Here is a 19,208-nt window from a genome sequence, read left to right as displayed (position 1 = left end):
AGCTTAAATTAAAATAAATAAAGCTCATTTAAACTAAATTTTATCTTGAATTAAAATATGTCTATAAGTAAATCAAATTGTAGAACATAAAAGTATACTATAGCACTATAGTTAACTAATATTGCTTTTTTGAATAAAAAAATAGAGTTACATCGTCAATTGGGTTTATAACGCAAACGATATAGTAGTGTATAACCTTCAAACACTGACTTCTTAATAAATACATTTGTAAAAATTTAACTTTAAAAAGGCAATTATAAAATATCAGAGGCAATATTGAATATTCTTAAAGTAGCATGAAACCATACTTTTGCAAAAAAATTCAATCATGAGAAACTCTTTGTATTTAACTATGATTCTCTTTGTTGGAATTATTTATACAAATTCTTATTCACAGACTATTGAATCAGATTGTAATTGTGATGTAGTCATCACTGATAAAAATGACAGTTTTCCTTATGATAATTATCAAGAATCTCGTAATAAGACGGTTTGCTTTCAGGGAGATTTTGACTATGAGATGAACTGGAATAAATTAGGAAACAACATAACTCTTTGCGTTGGAGAAGAAGTAAGCTTTAAATCTAATGGTTTAAATTTTGAAGGTTCCAAATCAATCTATAATTACGGTACATTTGAATTTGGACAATCATTGGTATTAGATGAAAACTCTTCAATATTTAATTATGGTGAAATGGAATCTATTTTCACTTTCAATGGCGGATCACTTCAAAACCTTAATAATTCTGAATTAGTTGTAATTGGATATAGTAATTTCAATTCTGGAAATGTATTCAACGATTATACTTCAATAATAGAAATTAAGCAAAACGAATATACAAATATTGGTGAAAACATGACCTTCAACTCACAAGGAGAAGTGGTGTTTAACGGTAATGTAGATAATAAAGGTGAGTTAACTTTAGCCGGAATATCAGAGTTCAAGAAAAAATTAATAAATAATAATCTTGCAAAATTATCTGGTGAGCTAAAATTTGAGGAAGGTTACAATAGTAATAGTAATGATGCAGTAACTATAGCTAATGGTTTTTTGGAAATAGATGGAGACGTAAACTTATGGAATGGCTTATTAAAGGCTAGTGCTGGCTTAGAGTTTTCTAAAAACACAACAGTAGAGAACGATGCTAAAATTAAATTTTTGGGTGAAGCAAAATTTGAAAACCTTACCTTAAGAGGTGAGATTTTTACAGATTTTAGTTGTAATTCTATTGACATTAAAAAATTTAATGGTTACGCTGGGAAAATTTCAGCAAATTCTAATAGCAGTATTTACGTAAAACGTTTTAACAAAATTCCAAATAATTGGATATTAAATGGAAATGTGACAAAAGATAAGTGCAAAAACGACTCTAATGTTGTCGTTTGGCTTGGCTCAAAGTCCGTAGTCGCAGAAGATTCTGATAACTGGTCAGGTAAGCTAACAAATAAAAGTAGTATTTTAATACCTGAAACTAGATTCAATCCAACCATAAATGATGATTTTGTTATCTATGACATTTTTGTAAATGAAGGTGCTGTAGTTAACAACATAAGCTCTATAAAACTTCAAGGTGATTTAAAGATCGAAGGGAAATTGAATTCAAAAGAAGGTATTATAGAGTTTAATGGTAAACAAGTTCAAACTATTAATCTTAATTCTAAGGCTGAAGTAGGTTCTCTTATTATTGACAACAGTGACAACGTTGAATTAAAAAATGGTTCAATAGATGTTTATAAAAATATTGAATTGCTTAATGGAAATTTAATTACCAATCATTCTGGAACTACTCCAGAAGAAAATCTGATCACTTTTAAATCTGATTCCACACGTACTGCCATACTTAAAGAAGTAGTAGGATCTAGCAGAATTATTGGCGCTGTAAGGATTGAGCGTTATTTACCATCTTCTAATAGAGCATACAGGTATTTAAGCTCATCTGTAAATACTACTGGATCCATTAGAGATAACTGGCAAGAAAATGTCAACAACACAGAGAATAATTACAATTCAAATAAAAATCCAAATCCAGGTTACGGAACTCATATAACAGGAAGTAAACAAGGAAACAAAGGATTTGACGCTTCATTAACAGGCAATCCCTCTTTATTTACCTGGAATATAAATTCAGGAAATTGGCTGGCGATTTCTAATACAGATCAAAATACATTAGAAGCAGGAAAAGCTTATAGTATTCTTATAAGAGGCGACAGAAGTACTAATATATATTCTAGCAACTCTGCATATACAGGTTCTACAACACTGCGAAGTACTGGAGAAATAGTCACTGGTGATGTAGATCTTTCTCATGAATTAAACAAAACACCAAATGGATTTTCACTTATTGGGAATCCTTATCAAGCTCAGGTAGATTTAAAAAGAGCAATGATAGAAAGTTCCTCAAACTTGAAACGAAATTTTTATTACGCCTGGACGCCAGCACTACAAACAAGAGGTGGATATATAACTGTAGATTTAGATTCTGAACCTGTTGAATATGTACCATCTGGAAAAAATTTAAATTCAAATAAACAAGATAATTATAGATATATCCAACCAAATCAATCTGTATTTATTGAAACTGCACCTTCTGCTAGTGAACAAAATCAACCATCTTTGGTTTTCAAAGAAAAACATAAAACTGATAATTCAATTTCAAATGAAGTCTTTAGTATTCCTGAACAAATCGGAAAAATTGATTTAACTCTAATAAGAAAAAAAGATAGTCAAATCGTTGATGGAGTTAGATTCAAATTCAATGACAATTATGATAATGAGGTGAATCAAAATGACGCTACAAAGGTTTGGAATAATGAAGAGTCATTCAGTATTTTGTCGAATCAAGCCAATTATTTAGCTATTGAAAAAAGACAATATCCAGAGGTAGGTGAAAAATTAAAATTTTGGATTGGAAATTATACTAGTCAGGATTACACAATGCTTGTTAGCTTAACTGAAATCGAAGGTTATGAGGTTTATATAAAAGACAATTATACAGGCGATATTTTAAAGCTCGATGATGGAGATAATAAATTTGATTTTAATGTGGACAGCTCCATTTCAGAATCCAGCTCTTCAGATAGGTTTGAAATCACTTTTGAGCCTGTAACATTAGGAACAGAAAACATTGAGGTTGAAAGCGATTTTCAATTATACCCAAATCCATCTAGCACTGGAGCTGTTTATATTAAATATGATGCCATCTTAGGTAATGAAATTGAGACTGAAGTCTATTCAATGATAGGTAAAAGAATGAAGGTCACTAGTAATCGCGTATCTAATTCAGAAGTAAGATTGAATACAAGTTCTCTTTCTACTGGAATATATCTAGTGAAGCTATCAAACGGGTCTTACACAACTACAAAAAAACTTGTCATAAATAACTAAACAAACTAAGCACTTCTTATCTTAAGATAAAAAGTGCTTAATATTTGATAATCTTATTGCAGAATGAGAAGCGTGATGAAGGACTTCTCCATCTCTTATAACCAAAATTTGTGGAGATTGATGTAAGACTTGAAAACGTCTCGTAATTTCATTCGAAACATCTCTGTGTGCTAAAAGATCCAAATATAGCATCTCGATATCGTCATTATTGAAATCAATTTCATTTTGAAATTGATGCCAAGCCATATTACTGATACCACAGGTTACAGAATGCTTAAAAATAACAACCAATTTTTCTTCTGAAAGCTTTTCTACTGCATCTAGTTGTGTTATGTCTTCCAATGTTCTCCAGGTAAAATTGGAAGTTTTGGCCTCGTCTGTAGTTTTAGTAGATTTTGTATTAAAAAGTTGGTCAAAAAACCCCATATATCTTATGTATTTAAATTTATTGTTGAATAATGAGTTTAAGAAATTCTGTATCAAAGTTATCAATACAAAGTAAAGCCTAAAACTAATCAGTTACTTATATTCGCGAAGTTAAAATATCTAGAGATAGAATGAGTGAAATTGCAGAAAAGAGAATCGTTTCCAGTCAAGAAATAAAACAATTAAATAAAAAATATAAATCTTTAAGCATCTTAGATCGTATCAAAACTTTATATGATGATTTTGATCAAGCTGAAGTAATGGTTACCAGTTCTTTTGCTGCCACTTCTGCTTTCTTACTAAAGCTTTTTTCTGAAATAAATACAGATCAGCTTATTTACTTTATAGATACTGGTTATCATTTTGATGAAACCTTAAGCTACAAAAAGAAACTCACTGAAACTTACAATCTTAATGTAAAGTCTGTAAGTGCTTTAAAACATGAACATGAGTTTACAACTTATGATAAAACTTGGTCAAAAAACCCCGACTTCTGTTGTTCAATAAATAAGGTAAAACCTTTAGAAATAATTAAAAATAAATATACAGTTTGGGTGTCTGGTTTAATGGAGTGGCAAAGTGACCACAGAAATTCTCTGGATATTTTTGAACAAAGAGGTGAAATATTAAAATTTTACCCTCTCCTGGATTTCAGTAAAGAAGAAAGAGACAATTTTATAAAAAAACACAATCTACCTTTTCATCCTTTAGTAAGTAAAGGCTATCATTCCATAGGGTGTAAACATTGTACAGTTCCAGGAAAAGACAGAAGCGGACGCTGGAACAACAATCCAAAAACTGAGTGTGGATTACACTTATAATAAAAAAAGCTCCAATGAATTGGAGCTTTTTTATTTAACAAAATCAAAACCTTACAGAAGTGTCGAAGGACAAACATACTCTGATTTTGGAATCTCATCATTTTCCAAAACCTCTTCAAAACCACCTATGACATCGACTACATTATCGATCCCACGTTGTTTTAATATAGAGGCAGCAATCATACTTCTATAGCCCCCTTCGCAGTGAATAATAAATTCACTGTCTGGAAATTCTGCCAGATGTTTATTTAATTCATTTAATGGTGTGTTTTCTGCTCCTTTTATGTGTTGAGATTGATATTCACTTTTCTTTCGTACATCAAAAACTTTTGCAGAATTATCCTTAAGTCTTTTTTCTAATTCTTCTACAGTAATTCTATTTACTGTATCTATTTCCCTTCCAGATTCTTTCCAAGCATCCATACCACCTTTCAAATAACCTATAGCGTGGTCGTAACCTACCCTAGCCAATCGGATAATACTCTCCTCTTCCTTCCCTGGATCTGTAACTAAAAGGATTTGTTGCTTAATATCTGGTATAAGTTCTCCAACCCACTGAGCAAAATTATTATCCAATCCAATATTTACACTATTTGGAATGAATCCCTTATGAAAATCTTGAGCTTCTCGAGTGTCTAGTATTAAAGCCATAGTTTCATTTGCAGCGGCCTCAAAAGCATTTGGTTCTAAAGGTTGTTCTCCTCTATCTATAATATCATCTATGCTTTCATAGCCTTGGATGTTCATAAGAACGTTTTTAGGAAAGTAACCTGGAGGTGGTGCTAGTCCATCAAGAAGTTCTTTAATAAATTCTTCTTTGGTCATATCTGGTCGCAAAGCATAGTTTGTTTTCTTTTGATTTCCGAGAGTATCTGTAGTTTCCTGGCTCATCATTTTACCACATGCACTTCCTGCACCATGGTTAGGATATACAATTAAATCATCAGACAACGGCATAATTTTATTTCTTAGAGAGTCATAAAGATGAGCAGCAAGTTTTTCTTCAGTAAGGTCTGCAATGACATGCTGTGCCAAGTCTGGACGACCTACATCTCCAATAAATAAGGTATCACCAGTTATTATTCCGTGTTCTTTTCCATTTTCATCAATCAACAAATAAGTTGTTGATTCCAAAGTATGTCCTGGAGTGTGGATCACTTTAATAGTATAATCTCCAACTTTAAATTCTTGATTATCTTCAGCTATAAGTGCTTCAAAACTCGGCTTAGCAGTTGGGCCAAAAACTATATCTGCTCCAGTCTTTTTGGCTAAATCTAAATGACCACTTACAAAATCAGCATGGAAATGTGTTTCAAAAACGTATTTGATTTGAGCATGATCATCATTCGCTTTATCAATATAAGGTTGCACTTCTCTTAGTGGATCAAAAATAGCAGCTTCGCCTTTACTTTCAACATAATAAGCTGCGTGAGCAATACATCCTGTATAAATTTGTTCAACTTTCATAATTTCTTTTTTTTATTATGAAGCTAAATTAAGATGAAAGCAGAATAACGAAAGATACTAAAGTTACAAAACAGACTCAAAATCAGTATTATATGATAAATATCAGTTTTTGAATACTATCAATGTAAAATTGTCTTCCTGAATTGACTTGGAGTCATCCCTTCTTGTTTTTTGAACTGTGTATTAAAATAACTAGAGCTATTAAAACCACATGAAAAGGCAATTTCAGATAATTTAGAAGACGAAGTCCTGATAAGTTTTTTGGCTTGTTTCAGGCGTTCACCATTTAGGTATTCCATAGGAGTTTCTCCAAGAGTATTTTTGAAAGTCTTATAAAAATGTGAGGAACTCATACAAGCTTTATCAGCTAAATTTTCAACACTAATATCTTCCCTATAATGTTCTCGAATGTATTTCAAGACAAAAGCCATTCTGTTATTATCAAACAAACAGGAAGTTTCATCAAGTAATGCTGCTCGCGCATTAGTTTGAAGAAGACGAAGAATTAATTCTTTGATCATCACATCCAAAAGAGCGTCTTTGTATTTATGACCACTCGTGAAAGTTTGCAAAAGTCTATCAACAAGGTGTTGAACTTGATAATTGTTATTCAGATGTAATGGAGAAAGATTCAAATTAGAGCTCATTGCAAAACTTTCTTCAATCTCAGTAGCATTTTGATAAATATCTATAGTTTCTTGAATTTTCTCTGAATCGATTCCTAATGCCATGCATCGTGTTGGAGAATCTATAGTTGCTTCAGGAAAATCAATGATCATTTTATTTTTTGCTGGTAAAACAACAGACTCGCCAGGTAAAAAATCAAAAGTCGCTTTATTTTTCAAATGCATGACTTTTCTACCTGAAATCATAGTTGCTATAATAGGAAAATCAAATTCTAAATAGACTTGCTCTGCTTTTTGATGTGTTTCATAAATATTCATCTCGGCAAATTCAGCAGAATAAATTGTTCTGTTTTCTACCAGAGTTTCAATCTTCCTTAGACTTTTATGAGTTTGTAAAATGGAGTTCATAGACATTCTTAAACAAAGGAGAATAATGATATTTAAAAGTAGTATTATTATATTATAATCAACTGTAATACTCTAAATTTAACTAATTCTAATTTTTAAATACATTATTTTATGAATCACACAAAACCAAAATTCAAAGAAAAGTATGGCAATTTTATCAACGGGGAATTTGTAGACCCCATTGGTGGTCAATACTTTGAGAATACATCTCCAACCAATAATCAGCTAATTGCAAAATATCCAAGGTCTCAAAAAGAAGATGTAGAAAAGGCTATAGATGCTGCCAATGCAGCAAAAGTAGCCTGGGGAAATACTTCTGCAGCTCATAGAGCTTCTATTTTACAAAAGATTGCAGATGTTATAGAAGAAAATCTCAATGAGTTTGCAGCTATTGATACGTATGACAATGGCAAAGCTATAAGAGAGACTGTAAATGCGGATATTCCATTAGCTGTAGATCACTTTCGATATTTTGCTTCCGTCATAAGGGCCGAAGAAGGAAGTGCTACGGAACTAAATGAAAACACTTTGTCATTAATCATAAAAGAACCTTTAGGTGTAGTCGCTCAAATTATTCCCTGGAATTTCCCAATGTTGATGCTGGCCTGGAAAGTAGCTCCTGCCCTAGCCTCAGGAAACTGTGTAGTGTTAAAACCTGCCGAACAAACACCAAGTTCAGCTACTTTTCTAATGGAAAAAATAGGTCATTTATTACCCCCTGGAGTATTAAATGTCATTCATGGTTTTGGTCCTGAAGCAGGCAAACCATTAGCATCAAGCTCTAAAGTCAATAAAGTTGCCTTTACTGGCGAAACTACTACGGGTCAACTCATCATGCAATATGCTTCCAAAAACCTAAACCCTGTAACAATGGAACTAGGTGGTAAATCACCCAATGTTTTCTTCAATTCTGTTATGGATCATGATGATGAATTCCTAGACAAATGCATTGAAGGTGCTGTTCTATTTGCATTTAATCAAGGTGAGGTTTGTACCTGTCCGTCTCGCCTTTTGGTTCAAGAAGATATTTACGATAAGTTCATGGAACGCGTTGTCGAAAGAACTAAAGCCATCATCCAGGGCGACCCTTTCGATATAAACACCCAGATTGGTGCTCAAGCATCTCATGATCAATACGAGAAGATTTTATCGTACATGGACATAGGTAAGGAAGAAGGTGCGAAAGTTCTTTGTGGCGGAGAAGCCTTCAAAGCCAGTGGAGAATATGCCGATGGCTTTTATATTCAGCCAACCATTTTGGAAGGTCATAATAAAATGAGAGTGTTTCAGGAAGAAATTTTTGGCCCTGTGTTAGCAGTATGTAAGTTCAAAGATGAAGCCGAAGCATTAGAAATTGCAAATGACACTCTTTATGGTCTTGGAGCCGGAGTTTGGACAAGAGATGCTCACCAACTTTATCAAATTCCAAGAGCAATCAAAGCTGGGAGAGTTTGGGTCAATTGTTACCACGATTATCCAGCTCATGCTCCATTTGGTGGTTATAAAAAATCTGGATTTGGTCGTGAAAACCACTTGATGATGCTCAATCACTATCGCCAAGCCAAGAATATGCTCATCTCTTACGATAAGAACAAACTTGGCTTCTTTTAGAAGATTGGATTATTTAAAATAATAATTACCATACATCTTGATTTTTTAAATTTATACTGAATTTGATTCTAGTAACTTAAAAGATTGAGATGTTTGGCTTTTAATTTTATAAAATAGATATGGCGTATACACGAGTAGATATAACTGAAAAAGCAGAGAAACTATTGAAGAAACTCAAAACTAAACATGGTAAAGTCATTTTTCATCAAAGTGGTGGTTGTTGTGATGGTTCTTCACCTATGTTGTTACCCAAAGAAGATTTTTATCTAGATGAATCAGATATTTTTATGGGTGAAATTGGCGGAGTTAAATTCTATATGAATGAAGCACAATTTGAATATTGGAAACATACACATCTTACTGTAGATATAACCGAAGGCAGAGGATCCAGCTTTTCATTAGAAATTCCAGAGGGTTATAGATTTATTGTTAAATCTAGACTCCTCACAAAAGAAGAAGAGCATTATTTCAATATGTGACGCTCGTATTTTTCTATTTCAATTGAAGGCTTTATATCTATGATATAATCCACAAATTCAGCATTGTCTTTTGGAGAGATGTAGGTTTCTTTATCTTTATTATTATAAATAACTAGACCTTTTCTCGCTGTAGCAAGTTGGGAACCAGAAGATGATGTTTTACCTACAATTATTTTTTTGATGCAATTAATTTTGATTTTACTGTAAAATGGACCGCTTCTTATAATTAACTTTCTGTTCTTTATCTTATAGCTTGTATCAAAATAAATCCAAAGAATTAGCAACCATATAAACAACATGACAGAATCAAAAACAATTATATAAGTCACAGAAAAATCAACAAAAAGAAAACTTTCTCCTATTAAAATCATAAAGAGAAGCGAGAAGCCTAAAATTATCGCTTTTGAACTAGTATCTTTTGCACTTTTAAATTTCTTCACTAACAGTTATCTTATAAAGACAGGCTCCGATGTCTTCGTTGTGTGTTCTTCAGAAAAATGATAATCTTCATAATCAAATCCCTTGATACCTTCTAAGGTATTGATGTCATGATCCAAAATATATCTTACCATAAGTCCTCTAGCCTTTTTAGCATAGAAACTTATAATTTTAAGCTTGCCATTTTTGAAATCTTTGAAAACTGGACTAATAATTTCAGCATCAAGCTTTTTGGAATCAATTGCTTTAAAATATTCTTGACTGGCCAGATTTATAAAAAGTTCCCCTTGTTCCAATTCAGAATTGAGTTGAGAAGTGATTTTATCTTTCCACAACTCATATAAATCCTCATTAGACTCAATGGATAATTTAGTACCCATTTCCAATCTATAAGGCTGCATAAGGTCTAAAGGTTTTAAGACTCCATACATTCCTGATAAAATTCTAAGGGAATCTTGCAATCTGTCAATTTTCTCTTCTGGAATCGTATAAGCATCTATCCCTGTATAGACATCGCCATCAAACATATATATAGCAGGTCTAGAGTTTTCCTTAGTATGTTTATCTTCAAATTCTTGATATCTACCATAATTAAGATCGGCAAGTTTATCACTTATGCTCATAAGTTCAGCGATCTCATCTTTTGTCATTCTTAATAACTTACGATTGACTTTACCAGCTAATTCCTCAAATACAGGTATTGTGTATTTATCTGTTGGAAGTTTATCTTCTTGATTAAGCGATTTTGCGGGAGATACTACTAATTTCATTTTTTTATTTTAAAATTAAAATAATTTTAAAAAGTGATATATAAATCTAAATAATAAAATAAGATAAAACTATTACTTTCTCTTATCCTAAATATTCTCTTTGCTATTTTTAGCATAATTTCTCCACCGTTCTATACAATCTGAAATATCTGAAGGCACTTCAGAATCAAATTCCATCCACTCTTTGGAAACTGGATGTTCAAAGGCTAAAGTTTTTGCGTGCAGAGCTTGACGAGGAAGAATTTTAAAACAATTATCTACAAATTGTTTATATTTTGTAAAGGTTGTTCCTTTCAATATCCTATCTCCTCCATAGCGCTCATCATTGAAAAGTGTATGACCAATGTGCTTGAGATGTACACGAATTTGGTGAGTTCTGCCTGTTTCGAGTTGGCAGGATATTAAAGTGACATAGCCTAAACGTTCTATGACTTTGTAATGAGTAACTGCATGCTTTCCCTGATCGACTTCGTCTCCAGAATAGACAATATTTTGAAGTCTATTCTTAGGGTTTCTACCAATATTTCCTTCAATAGTTCCTTCATCTTCATTCATATTTCCCCAAACTAGAGCAACATACTCTCGCTTACTTGTTTTATGGAAAAATTGATTTGTGAGATGAGCCATCGCAGATTCTGTTTTGGCAACCACCAGTAAACCACTTGTGTCTTTATCAATACGATGGACTAGCCCTGGGCGATCACTACTGTTGTTTGGCAAATTATCAAAATGATAAATCAACGCATTTATAAGCGTTCCTGAATAATTTCCATGGCCTGGATGGACTACCATACCAGTTGGTTTATTGACTACAAGAAGTGCTTCATCCTCATATACAATATCCAAAGGTATATTTTCTGGAGTAAGCAAGTTTTCATAAGGCGGATACGCCAAAAGAACTTTTACTTCGTCACCCGCTTTCACTTTATAGTTTTGTTTAACAACAATGCCGTTAACATAGATGTTGCCGTCTTTAGCCGCCTGTTGTACTTTATTACGTGTGGCATTTTCAATGAAGTTCATCAAAAACTTGTCTACCCGCAGTGGCTCTTGGCCTTTGGTTGCTGTAAAGCTATGATGTTCATAAAGGTCATCATTCTCATCTAGATTATCGTGTGCTTGCATTGTGATTGTGGTTTAGAACTTTATAAGAAAAAACAGTCTATAAACTGCCGTCTCCCACTACTAAGTCTATTGTACTCGTTTTAGGCAACTTATCACCAGCCTTTATGGTTTCTCCTTTATGTCTCAATTCTAAAATTGCACCTTTAGCAATATCAGGTTTCTTGATGATATCACCTATCTCAAAACCTAAAGCTATTAGAGTTGGCTCAACTTGTCTTCTTGTTTTTCTTATTAGGTTTTTAGGAATTTCTACATCAATATATCCAGAAGGATTGAGTGTTAAGTAAATTTTACGATTTTCCTTTACTGTCTTTCCTGGTTTCGGAACTTGATCCAACACTGAATATGGTGGATAATTTGGGTTATAATTTGCAGAATCTAAAACTTCACGTCTCAAATTCATTTCCTCCAGTTTTTTATCAACAATGTCCAATTCAAATTTTGATAAATCTGGAACAACGATAGTTTCATTGTGATTGGTCATAATATCCAAATATTTTAGCGTACCAAACACTAACACAAAAATTAGCACTATTGCTAGTATTAACTGAAGCAAAAAAACTTTACTAAAAATAAATTTGAAGAATTTCATAAGAAAAATATTTGCAAATATAAGCTATGCTAAACCTAGAATAAAAAATAACGTAAGTGAATATATAAAATTATAGTTTCCCCAGCTTCTGAAGCACAAAAAGTACAATAATAGGAATGGCTAGCAAGATTACCATGAGCAAATGTTCTTGTAAAACCCAAGGCGAAAGCAAAAGCGTAATAAAATAACCTCCCATAGCTCCTCCAAAATGAGCATCGTGGCCAACATTATCTCTTCGGGCTTTCATCGCCCAAATAGAATAAAACAAATAGCCTATACCAAATACATAAGCTGGAATTGGAATGATAAAGAACAAGCCTAACATCATATCAGGCTGGAGTAAAATAGCAGCATACAAAACACCTACTACTGCCCCACTGGCCCCTACTGCTGTATAATTGGACTCATCTTTATGAAACTGAAGTGAGAGTAAATTTCCTAGGACCAAACTTCCAAAATACACCAAAAGAAAACCACCAGCTCCTACAAAAGCTACAACACTGGAAGCGAAAAAATACAATGTCAACATATTGACAAAGAGGTGGGTTGTATCTACATGAAGGAAAGCAGAACTTAATATTCTGATTTTATCACCAGCTTTGATGGATGACACTTCAAATTTATAGCGATTGAAAAAGTCATAATCATTAAAGCCTTTAAAAGAAATCAAAACATTTGCTGCAATAATCGCAATCACTATAAAATCTAGTCCACCCATAATTTTCGAATCTCAAAAGGCCAAATATACCTATCTTTGCACAAAATTAGCCTTAATGCAATTATTGATTTATGTTTTAGTGTATCCATTTTTATGGGTAATCTCAAAACTGCCTTTTAAAGTTATTTATCTCTTATCTGATGCCGTTTATATCTTAGTTTACAATTTGTTTGCTTATCGTAAAAAAGTAGTTATTAGTAACCTAAGACTTGCATTCCCTGAATACTCAAAGTCACAACATGAGGCTATCGCTAAGAAGTTTTACAAACATTTATGTGACATGATATTTGAGTCGATTAAATCAATTTCAATGTCTAAAAAAGAACTTGAGAAGCGTTTTGAATTAGAGAATTTGTCTATTTTCTCAGATCTTGAAAAAAACAACAAAAGTGTTATTTTGATTTTAGGTCACTATGGAAACTGGGAATGGATTTTTATTTTACAAACTTTTATAAATCATAAGGGTTACGGTATTTATAAGCGATTGAATAACAAATATTTTGACAGATTAGTAAAACGTATTAGAGCTAAATATGATACTTTTCTAATCACTACTAAAGAAACAGTAAAAGTATTAAACGATGTCAATGCAAAAGGAGAACTAACTGTTAGCGGTTTTATATCAGACCAATCTCCAAAAAGAGATAAAGCTTTTCATTGGAAAGAATTTATGGGAATAAAAGTTCCTGTGTATACAGGAGCAGAAATGATGGCTAAAAAATTAGACCATGCAGTCGTTTTTACTAAAATTTCTAAAGTAAAGCGTGGTCATTATAAATGTTGTTTCGAGCTTATCACCGACCAGCCTAAACTAATTCCAGACTACGAAATTACAGACCGTTTTCTTACACTATTAGAAAAACAAATTCACGAAGCTCCAGAATATTACCTTTGGACACATAAACGCTGGAAACATAGAAAAATTTAGTAAAATACCCCAGGACAAAGTCTTTGGGGTATTCTATCTAAATTTACCTTATTTTACTTCAAAGCTAAGTAATGGGAACTTCTACTTGAAATTAATGTTATTAATTGGCTATTTGCTTTGTTCTTCAAGTTCAGCAATAAAGCGTTGAGCCAATTCATCAGCTTCTTTTTGACTTTTAGCTTCTGTATATATTCTTATAATAGGTTCAGTATTTGATTTTCTCAAATGAACCCAATTAGTTTCAAAATCAATTTTCACTCCATCTATTGATGAAATATCTTCATCTTGATACTTTTCTTGAATCTTATTCAGTAATGAATCTACGTTAAGGCCTGGTGTTAATTCAATTTTTTCTTTTGCCATGAAATAAGAAGTGTAAGTCTGTCTTAATTCGGACACTTTCATTTTTCTCTCAGTAAGCAAACTCAAAAATAAAGCCACCCCAACTAAGCTATCTCTCCCATAGTGCAACTCAGGATATATAACACCTCCATTGCCTTCACCTCCAATTACTGCATCAACTTTTTTCATTTTGGCAACAACATTTACTTCACCAACAGCACTTGCAAAATACTCACAACCATACTTTTCTGTAATGTCTCTCAAGGCACGTGAAGAAGATAAATTACTTACAGTTGAGCCTTTTTTTCTACTTAAAACATAATCCGCTATACTTACCAAGGTATATTCTTCTCCAAACATTTCACCATTTTCATCAACAAAAGCTAGTCTATCAACATCAGGATCTACGGCGATACCAAAATCTGCGTGTTGATCTTTTACTTTTTCAGACAATTCAGTAAGGTGCTTGGCTAGTGGCTCTGGATTATGAGGAAAATCCCCATTAGGCTCGCAATAAAGCTTCACAACTTCTACCCCCAGCATTTCTAAAAGTGGTGGAATAGAGATCCCCCCTGTGGAATTTACTGCATCTACTACTACTTTTATATTTGCATCTTTAATACGGTCAACTTCTACCAGGTCTAAATTTAATATCTCTTCAATATGAAGATCTATATAAGCATTATGATGAGTGATTTTACCTAAATCGTCAACTTCAGAAAATTCAAAATCTTCCAGTTCTACAAATTTTAAAATTTGCTCTCCCTCTTCTGCATTTAAAAACTCACCATCTTTATTCAGAAGTTTTAAAGCGTTCCATTGTTCAGGATTATGGCTAGCTGTAAGAATAATTCCTCCATCCGCATGTTCCATTTTCACAGCTACTTCCACAGTTGGTGTAGTAGAAAGCTCTAAATCGACAACATGAATCCCCATGCCAGATAAAGTTTGCATAACAAGAGATTGTACCATTTTTCCAGAAATTCTTGCGTCTCTTCCAACTACGACTTTATAGTTATCTTTATTTCTTTGAGTCTTTATCCACTGTCCGTATGCAGCAGAAAATTTTACCACATCAAGTGGGGTTAGATTGTCTCCTACCTTTCCTCCTATAGTTCCTCGAATTCCAGATATAGATTTAATAAGTGTCATAATTTTGGTTTTGATGAAATTTTTTAGTCGTAAATATACAAGTCAAAAGATTTAACTCATAAAATATTTGCTAAAACTGCTTAATAATATACTTTAGAGCAATGAATTATTTAGCTCACATATATCTTTCCGGAAATGATGACTTTCTAAAGTTAGGAAATTTCATGGCAGATGAAATTAAAGGGAAATCTTACCTGAAATATCCTGAAGAAATACAGAAAGGAATTTTACTTCATAGAGCTATAGATGACTTTACCGATCACCACCCTTTAGTTTCTAAAGGAGCTCACCGTTTTTTCGACAAACTTAGACATTATAATGGTGTAGTAATAGATATGATTTACGATCACATATTAGCTAAACACTGGGGTGAGTATAGCGATGTGAAGCTGCCAATTTTTGCTGAAGAATTCTATTTACTTTTGAAAACTAATGAACATTTGCTTCCCGAAAAAATTAGCAAGGTTGTACCCTACATGATAGAACACAATTGGTTACTTAGTTATGCTAATATCGAAGATTTAACAAAAATCTTGAAGCAGATGAATAACAAAACCAAACACGAAACTCAGCTTCACAAAGGGGTTGAAATCTACTTGACCCATCAAGATGAATTTGAAACAGAATTTAAAAGTTTCTTTGAAGATATAAGAGCTTTTTGTAAATCAAAAATTAACGAACAGAAATAAATTTCATGAAACGATTGTTGAAAGTCCTCAAGATCATCGGAATAGCTTTATTAAGCCTAATCCTGATTTTGACTATTGCCGGTTTTATCATATCAGAAAAACTTCCTGAAGGCAAACAGGGAGCTGAAGCTGATGAGTTTGCAAAAAATATTCTGAAAGAATTAAATTATCAAGCCTTTCAAAATACCAAAATGATAAGTTGGACATTTGCAGGAATACATTCTTATGAATGGCATAAGTCTGAAAATTACGTCATAGTCAAATCTGATAAGTATAAAGTGAAATTGAATTTGGATGACTATTCTAAAAGCGAAGTAATTGAATCCAAAAATTCAGATCATGAAGAATTAATTAAAACTTCAATCAAAAATTTTAATAATGATTCTTTTTGGCTGATAGCTCCTTATAAATTAATGGAAGATAATGTTGAAAGAAGAATAGTTGAAGAAGAAGATGGTAGTAAAAGCCTATTGGTAACTTATACCTCTGGAGGTTCGACTCCTGGTGATTCTTATTTATGGAAAGTTGATGAAAATTTCAGACCAACTTCTTTTAAAATGTGGGTTTCAATAATCCCCATAGGTGGTCTGAAGGCAAAATGGAAAGACTGGGTCGAAACCCAGTCTGGTATGATTGTATCAACTCAAAAAACTGTCCTTGGAATACCAATCAATATTACAAATCTAGAGACTCAACGCTAGGCAAATGCTATCACTGCAGACATCAGAAGCATTAAAAACGCTGGTAATGAACGCTTCAACTCGTCATTAACTTTTATATGCATTGCAATTGCACCAATCATTAAAATTCCCATCCCAACAGAGCCAATAAAAGCTAAATCGTAACCGGTTTCAAAAATGCTTACAATAAGTAAAATTGCAAATAAAAGTTTCAGAAAACCAATTACAGGGACAAACCATATTGGCAACCCATATTTTTCAAATTCTTCGTTCATACTTCCTGCTCCTCCTCCACGCCATTCTGTCTTCTTGTTAAATCTTAATAACCAGACATTTAGAATTCCTAGTGCGATTATTATTTTGAAAATTATAATAAGTGTACTCATAGTTTATTATTTTTTATAAATATCCAAATAATTTTCAAAAATTAAGGTAATCTAACATAATTTTAATGTAAAAAACCTCTTATTTTTCTAGATTACCAATAAGATTTCCAAACCCACCAGGTAAAGCATTCATATTTAATTTTTGGGCAGATTGAGTAATTTGATATATGTCACTGGCCTCAACATCATTTCCCCTCATTCTCAATAGCAATAATCCCATTTCAGAATCAAATCCGAAAAAAATAAGTTCATCGATTTCACTATCATTACCTGCATAAAGCAATCTGGCTTCTCTACCTCCACTACTGAAATTCAGTAGCGGTTCATAGTTTGACTGATTGAGAATAGTCTTAATATTTGCGCGTTCTCTTACTAGAATAGGTGCTCCTTTACTTTTTGTAAGAGCTAGTAAATTTATTTTTTCAATTTTCTGTAAGCTACTTTTCTCTTTTGAAGATAAGCTATCTAGATTTTGAAATAAAATATTTGTTGGTAGGCTTGCAGAAATAAATTCAGTAGAATTTTCTTTTTCCACAAGATATTCCTGAAGACTTGGTTTGGAATTACAAGCCACCAGCGTAATACCTATAAGTGCTATTAAAAATATCTTTTTCATGACTATTGGTCTTTAAGATTTTCCAAAGACTTTCCCCCTGGAATATTCATCTGGCTTGTAAGCTTAGAGATGTTTTTTAAATCGATATTACCGTTTATGAGCATAAGTACAGATTGAGTATCTGATGCTTCATAAGAATTGATGAACATCAAAAGTTGATTCACGTAGTCGTCTGACTTCCCTGGCTTAATGTAAAAATTCACATTCTTTCCATCACTTTTAACCCTCATCAGCTCTTCTAAATTGTTTTTAGACTTCAAAGCATCAAAATCAGATTGAAGCTGCTTCCCGTACTCAAGACTTTCGGTAGTATAAACCTTGATATCGTCAAGATTTTCTACAAGTTCGAGATAAGCTTTTACATCCTCATCCTGACTATCTAAGTCTAATTTACTCATGAGTTTAAACATACTTTTATTGACCACGATAGAGTTAATCTCTCTCACGTTATCATACTTACTGAAATCTTGAGCTACAACTGTGGTACTCAGAAAAGCGATGGCCACGGTAAGACCTAATAATTTAATTCGTTTCATAGCTTTATTATTTAATTATTTTATTTTTTTGTGTGCTGAATACTTCTACATATTCCAATTTTTCTAAGCCTTCATTCATATTAATAGACAAAAAATTAAGAGCATTTTGAGTGGTTTTAAAAGCTTGCCTTGCTTCTTTCATTTCTTGTTTATTTACATAATACTCGTAATACCAAAGTCCCCCTAAAACAATGCAAATGCTTGCTGCAATGTTGATCCAAAAATGGTTGGAGGATTTTTTATCTTTTGTTTTCAGTTGAGGACTCATTGTTTTAGATTCTTTTTCAAAATACTTAAAAAGAAAAGCGTAAGCTTCAAAATCTTTGTCGTAGTCATCAGAAGAAAAGTATAACTTCAGCTCTTTCTCCTGCTCTAGACTTGTCTCTCCTTCTTCATATAAGTTTAATAACTTATTTATATAAGCTTTACTGAATTCCATAAGCTGATGTTTTTTTCAATTCATTAATGATTTTTTTTCTTGCTCTAGAAAGTGCTACACGTACCGATGTTGAGTTCAAACCCATTATTTCTTCAATTTCTTGATTAGAAAATTGCTCAACATCTCTCAACTGAATAATAGCCCTTTGCTGTTCCGGTAACTCACTTATTAATCTTGCAACTATCTCTGCTTCATCTCTCGCCTCTATTTCTGAAGTAAGTGAAGAACCAGCGTTTGTATAATTGCTATGTACGAGTTCCAATGTTCTATTGTGTTTGGACTTCAATACGTCATAACATAAATTCTTTGTTGTAGTCATAGCATAAGCTTCAATATTCTTTATGTCTTTTAATTGCTTTCTTAACTTCCATAACTTTAAAAGAACGTCCTGAGTTGCATCTTTAGCTGCTACTTCTGAAGATAAAAGGCGACGAGAAAACCTAAAGATTTTATCTTGTAGTGGTAAAACTTGTTGCGAATAAATTTCAGAAGTCATAAAACCTATTTTATAGAAGACGACACAATAAATGATTTGTTACATCATCCATATCTGTCGTAAATTTGACTATTTTTA

Annotated in this window: 21 protein-coding genes; 7 read left to right on the top strand and 14 right to left on the bottom strand. The window is 32.5% G+C overall.

Annotated elements, in window-relative coordinates; all coding sequences use genetic code 11:
- The first annotated feature begins 328 nt into the window (after positions 1–328).
- Positions 329–3,385 carry a T9SS type A sorting domain-containing protein gene (locus ACFQ0R_RS00365; protein ID WP_379656382.1) on the top strand — a complete coding sequence of 1,019 codons (3,057 nt, stop codon included), beginning with the start codon at positions 329–331 and terminating at the stop codon, positions 3,383–3,385.
- A 21-nt stretch (positions 3,386–3,406) separates the two neighbouring features.
- On the opposite strand, the gene ytxJ is transcribed toward ACFQ0R_RS00365, so the two are convergent.
- Positions 3,407–3,811, bottom strand: a complete 405-nt coding sequence (gene ytxJ, locus ACFQ0R_RS00360; protein WP_379656381.1) for a bacillithiol system redox-active protein YtxJ — start codon at positions 3,809–3,811, stop codon at positions 3,407–3,409.
- 131 nt (positions 3,812–3,942) lie between these two features.
- Between ytxJ and ACFQ0R_RS00355 the strand changes: the two genes are divergently transcribed.
- Positions 3,943–4,632 carry a phosphoadenylyl-sulfate reductase gene (locus ACFQ0R_RS00355; protein WP_379656380.1) on the top strand — a complete coding sequence of 230 codons (690 nt, stop codon included), beginning with the start codon at positions 3,943–3,945 and terminating at the stop codon, positions 4,630–4,632.
- Positions 4,633–4,683: 51 nt separating this feature from the next.
- Here the strand turns inward: ACFQ0R_RS00355 and ACFQ0R_RS00350 are convergent, their stop codons facing one another.
- Positions 4,684–6,099 (bottom strand): MBL fold metallo-hydrolase, encoded by a 1,416-nt coding sequence (locus ACFQ0R_RS00350; RefSeq protein WP_379656379.1) that lies wholly within the window; start codon positions 6,097–6,099, stop codon positions 4,684–4,686.
- A 119-nt stretch (positions 6,100–6,218) separates the two neighbouring features.
- Positions 6,219–7,133 carry an AraC family transcriptional regulator gene (locus ACFQ0R_RS00345; RefSeq protein WP_379656378.1) on the bottom strand — a complete coding sequence of 305 codons (915 nt, stop codon included), beginning with the start codon at positions 7,131–7,133 and terminating at the stop codon, positions 6,219–6,221.
- 111 nt (positions 7,134–7,244) lie between these two features.
- On the opposite strand from ACFQ0R_RS00345, the gene ACFQ0R_RS00340 reads away from it, so the two are divergent.
- Both ACFQ0R_RS00340 and ACFQ0R_RS00335 read left to right on the top strand, forming a co-directional pair.
- Positions 7,245–8,744: an aldehyde dehydrogenase family protein gene (locus tag ACFQ0R_RS00340; RefSeq protein ID WP_379656377.1), complete on the top strand. Its 1,500-nt coding sequence runs from the start codon at positions 7,245–7,247 to the stop codon at positions 8,742–8,744.
- Between the two features lie 119 nt (positions 8,745–8,863).
- Complete coding sequence (locus tag ACFQ0R_RS00335; RefSeq protein WP_379656376.1) at positions 8,864–9,223, top strand: DUF779 domain-containing protein; 360 nt, start codon at positions 8,864–8,866, stop codon at positions 9,221–9,223.
- On the opposite strand, the gene ACFQ0R_RS00330 is transcribed toward ACFQ0R_RS00335, so the two are convergent.
- From ACFQ0R_RS00330 to ACFQ0R_RS00310, 5 genes are all read right to left on the bottom strand, one after another.
- The gene (locus ACFQ0R_RS00330; RefSeq protein WP_379656375.1) at positions 9,208–9,663 is read right to left on the bottom strand and encodes a PH domain-containing protein; all 456 of its coding nucleotides are present in this window, start codon (positions 9,661–9,663) and stop codon (positions 9,208–9,210) included. The two genes, ACFQ0R_RS00335 and ACFQ0R_RS00330, sit on opposite strands and share 16 nt — an antisense overlap.
- Before the next feature lie 6 nt (positions 9,664–9,669).
- A complete protein-coding gene (gene yaaA, locus ACFQ0R_RS00325; protein WP_379656374.1) occupies positions 9,670–10,431 on the bottom strand; it encodes a peroxide stress protein YaaA in 762 nt (253 codons plus the stop codon).
- Between the two features lie 87 nt (positions 10,432–10,518).
- Positions 10,519–11,556, bottom strand: a complete 1,038-nt coding sequence (locus ACFQ0R_RS00320) for an RluA family pseudouridine synthase (protein WP_379656373.1) — start codon at positions 11,554–11,556, stop codon at positions 10,519–10,521.
- 37 nt (positions 11,557–11,593) lie between these two features.
- Positions 11,594–12,148 (bottom strand): PASTA domain-containing protein, encoded by a 555-nt coding sequence (locus ACFQ0R_RS00315; protein ID WP_379656372.1) that lies wholly within the window; start codon positions 12,146–12,148, stop codon positions 11,594–11,596.
- A 70-nt stretch (positions 12,149–12,218) separates the two neighbouring features.
- Positions 12,219–12,866 carry a rhomboid family intramembrane serine protease gene (locus tag ACFQ0R_RS00310; protein ID WP_379656371.1) on the bottom strand — a complete coding sequence of 216 codons (648 nt, stop codon included), beginning with the start codon at positions 12,864–12,866 and terminating at the stop codon, positions 12,219–12,221.
- Between the two features lie 55 nt (positions 12,867–12,921).
- On the opposite strand from ACFQ0R_RS00310, the gene ACFQ0R_RS00305 reads away from it, so the two are divergent.
- Positions 12,922–13,794 (top strand): lysophospholipid acyltransferase family protein, encoded by an 873-nt coding sequence (locus ACFQ0R_RS00305; protein WP_379656370.1) that lies wholly within the window; start codon positions 12,922–12,924, stop codon positions 13,792–13,794.
- Positions 13,795–13,902: 108 nt separating this feature from the next.
- Here ACFQ0R_RS00305 and glmM read toward each other — a convergent pair whose 3' ends face one another.
- On the bottom strand, positions 13,903–15,288 hold the full coding sequence (glmM, locus tag ACFQ0R_RS00300) for a phosphoglucosamine mutase (protein ID WP_379656369.1): 1,386 nt from the start codon (positions 15,286–15,288) through the stop codon (positions 13,903–13,905).
- 101 nt (positions 15,289–15,389) lie between these two features.
- On the opposite strand from glmM, the gene ACFQ0R_RS00295 reads away from it, so the two are divergent.
- Both ACFQ0R_RS00295 and ACFQ0R_RS00290 read left to right on the top strand, forming a co-directional pair.
- A complete protein-coding gene (locus ACFQ0R_RS00295; RefSeq protein ID WP_379656368.1) occupies positions 15,390–15,977 on the top strand; it encodes an acyl carrier protein phosphodiesterase in 588 nt (195 codons plus the stop codon).
- Positions 15,978–15,982: 5 nt separating this feature from the next.
- A complete protein-coding gene (locus ACFQ0R_RS00290; protein ID WP_379656367.1) occupies positions 15,983–16,678 on the top strand; it encodes a hypothetical protein in 696 nt (231 codons plus the stop codon).
- Here the strand turns inward: ACFQ0R_RS00290 and ACFQ0R_RS00285 are convergent.
- The 5 genes from ACFQ0R_RS00285 to ACFQ0R_RS00265 all read right to left on the bottom strand — a co-directional run bounded on the left by ACFQ0R_RS00285 (position 16,675) and on the right by ACFQ0R_RS00265 (position 19,130).
- Positions 16,675–17,043 carry a DoxX family protein gene (locus ACFQ0R_RS00285; protein ID WP_379656366.1) on the bottom strand — a complete coding sequence of 123 codons (369 nt, stop codon included), beginning with the start codon at positions 17,041–17,043 and terminating at the stop codon, positions 16,675–16,677. The genes ACFQ0R_RS00290 and ACFQ0R_RS00285 overlap by 4 nt on opposite strands.
- A 79-nt stretch (positions 17,044–17,122) precedes the next feature.
- Positions 17,123–17,659 (bottom strand): DUF4252 domain-containing protein, encoded by a 537-nt coding sequence (locus tag ACFQ0R_RS00280; protein ID WP_379656365.1) that lies wholly within the window; start codon positions 17,657–17,659, stop codon positions 17,123–17,125.
- A 2-nt stretch (positions 17,660–17,661) separates the two neighbouring features.
- Positions 17,662–18,195: a DUF4252 domain-containing protein gene (locus ACFQ0R_RS00275; RefSeq protein WP_379656364.1), complete on the bottom strand. Its 534-nt coding sequence runs from the start codon at positions 18,193–18,195 to the stop codon at positions 17,662–17,664.
- Positions 18,196–18,202: 7 nt separating this feature from the next.
- Complete coding sequence (locus tag ACFQ0R_RS00270) at positions 18,203–18,634, bottom strand: hypothetical protein (RefSeq protein WP_379656363.1); 432 nt, start codon at positions 18,632–18,634, stop codon at positions 18,203–18,205.
- Positions 18,621–19,130 carry an RNA polymerase sigma factor gene (locus tag ACFQ0R_RS00265; RefSeq protein WP_379656362.1) on the bottom strand — a complete coding sequence of 170 codons (510 nt, stop codon included), beginning with the start codon at positions 19,128–19,130 and terminating at the stop codon, positions 18,621–18,623. Before ACFQ0R_RS00265 ends, ACFQ0R_RS00270 begins: the two co-directional genes overlap by 14 nt.
- Positions 19,131–19,208 lie beyond the last annotated feature (78 nt).

The sequence above is a fragment of the Psychroflexus salinarum genome (assembly GCF_042677225.1).
Classification (GTDB): Bacteria; Bacteroidota; Bacteroidia; order Flavobacteriales; family Flavobacteriaceae; genus Psychroflexus; species Psychroflexus salinarum.
Note: the sequence above shows the minus strand (reverse complement) of the source record. Positions and strands in the feature narration are given on the sequence as shown.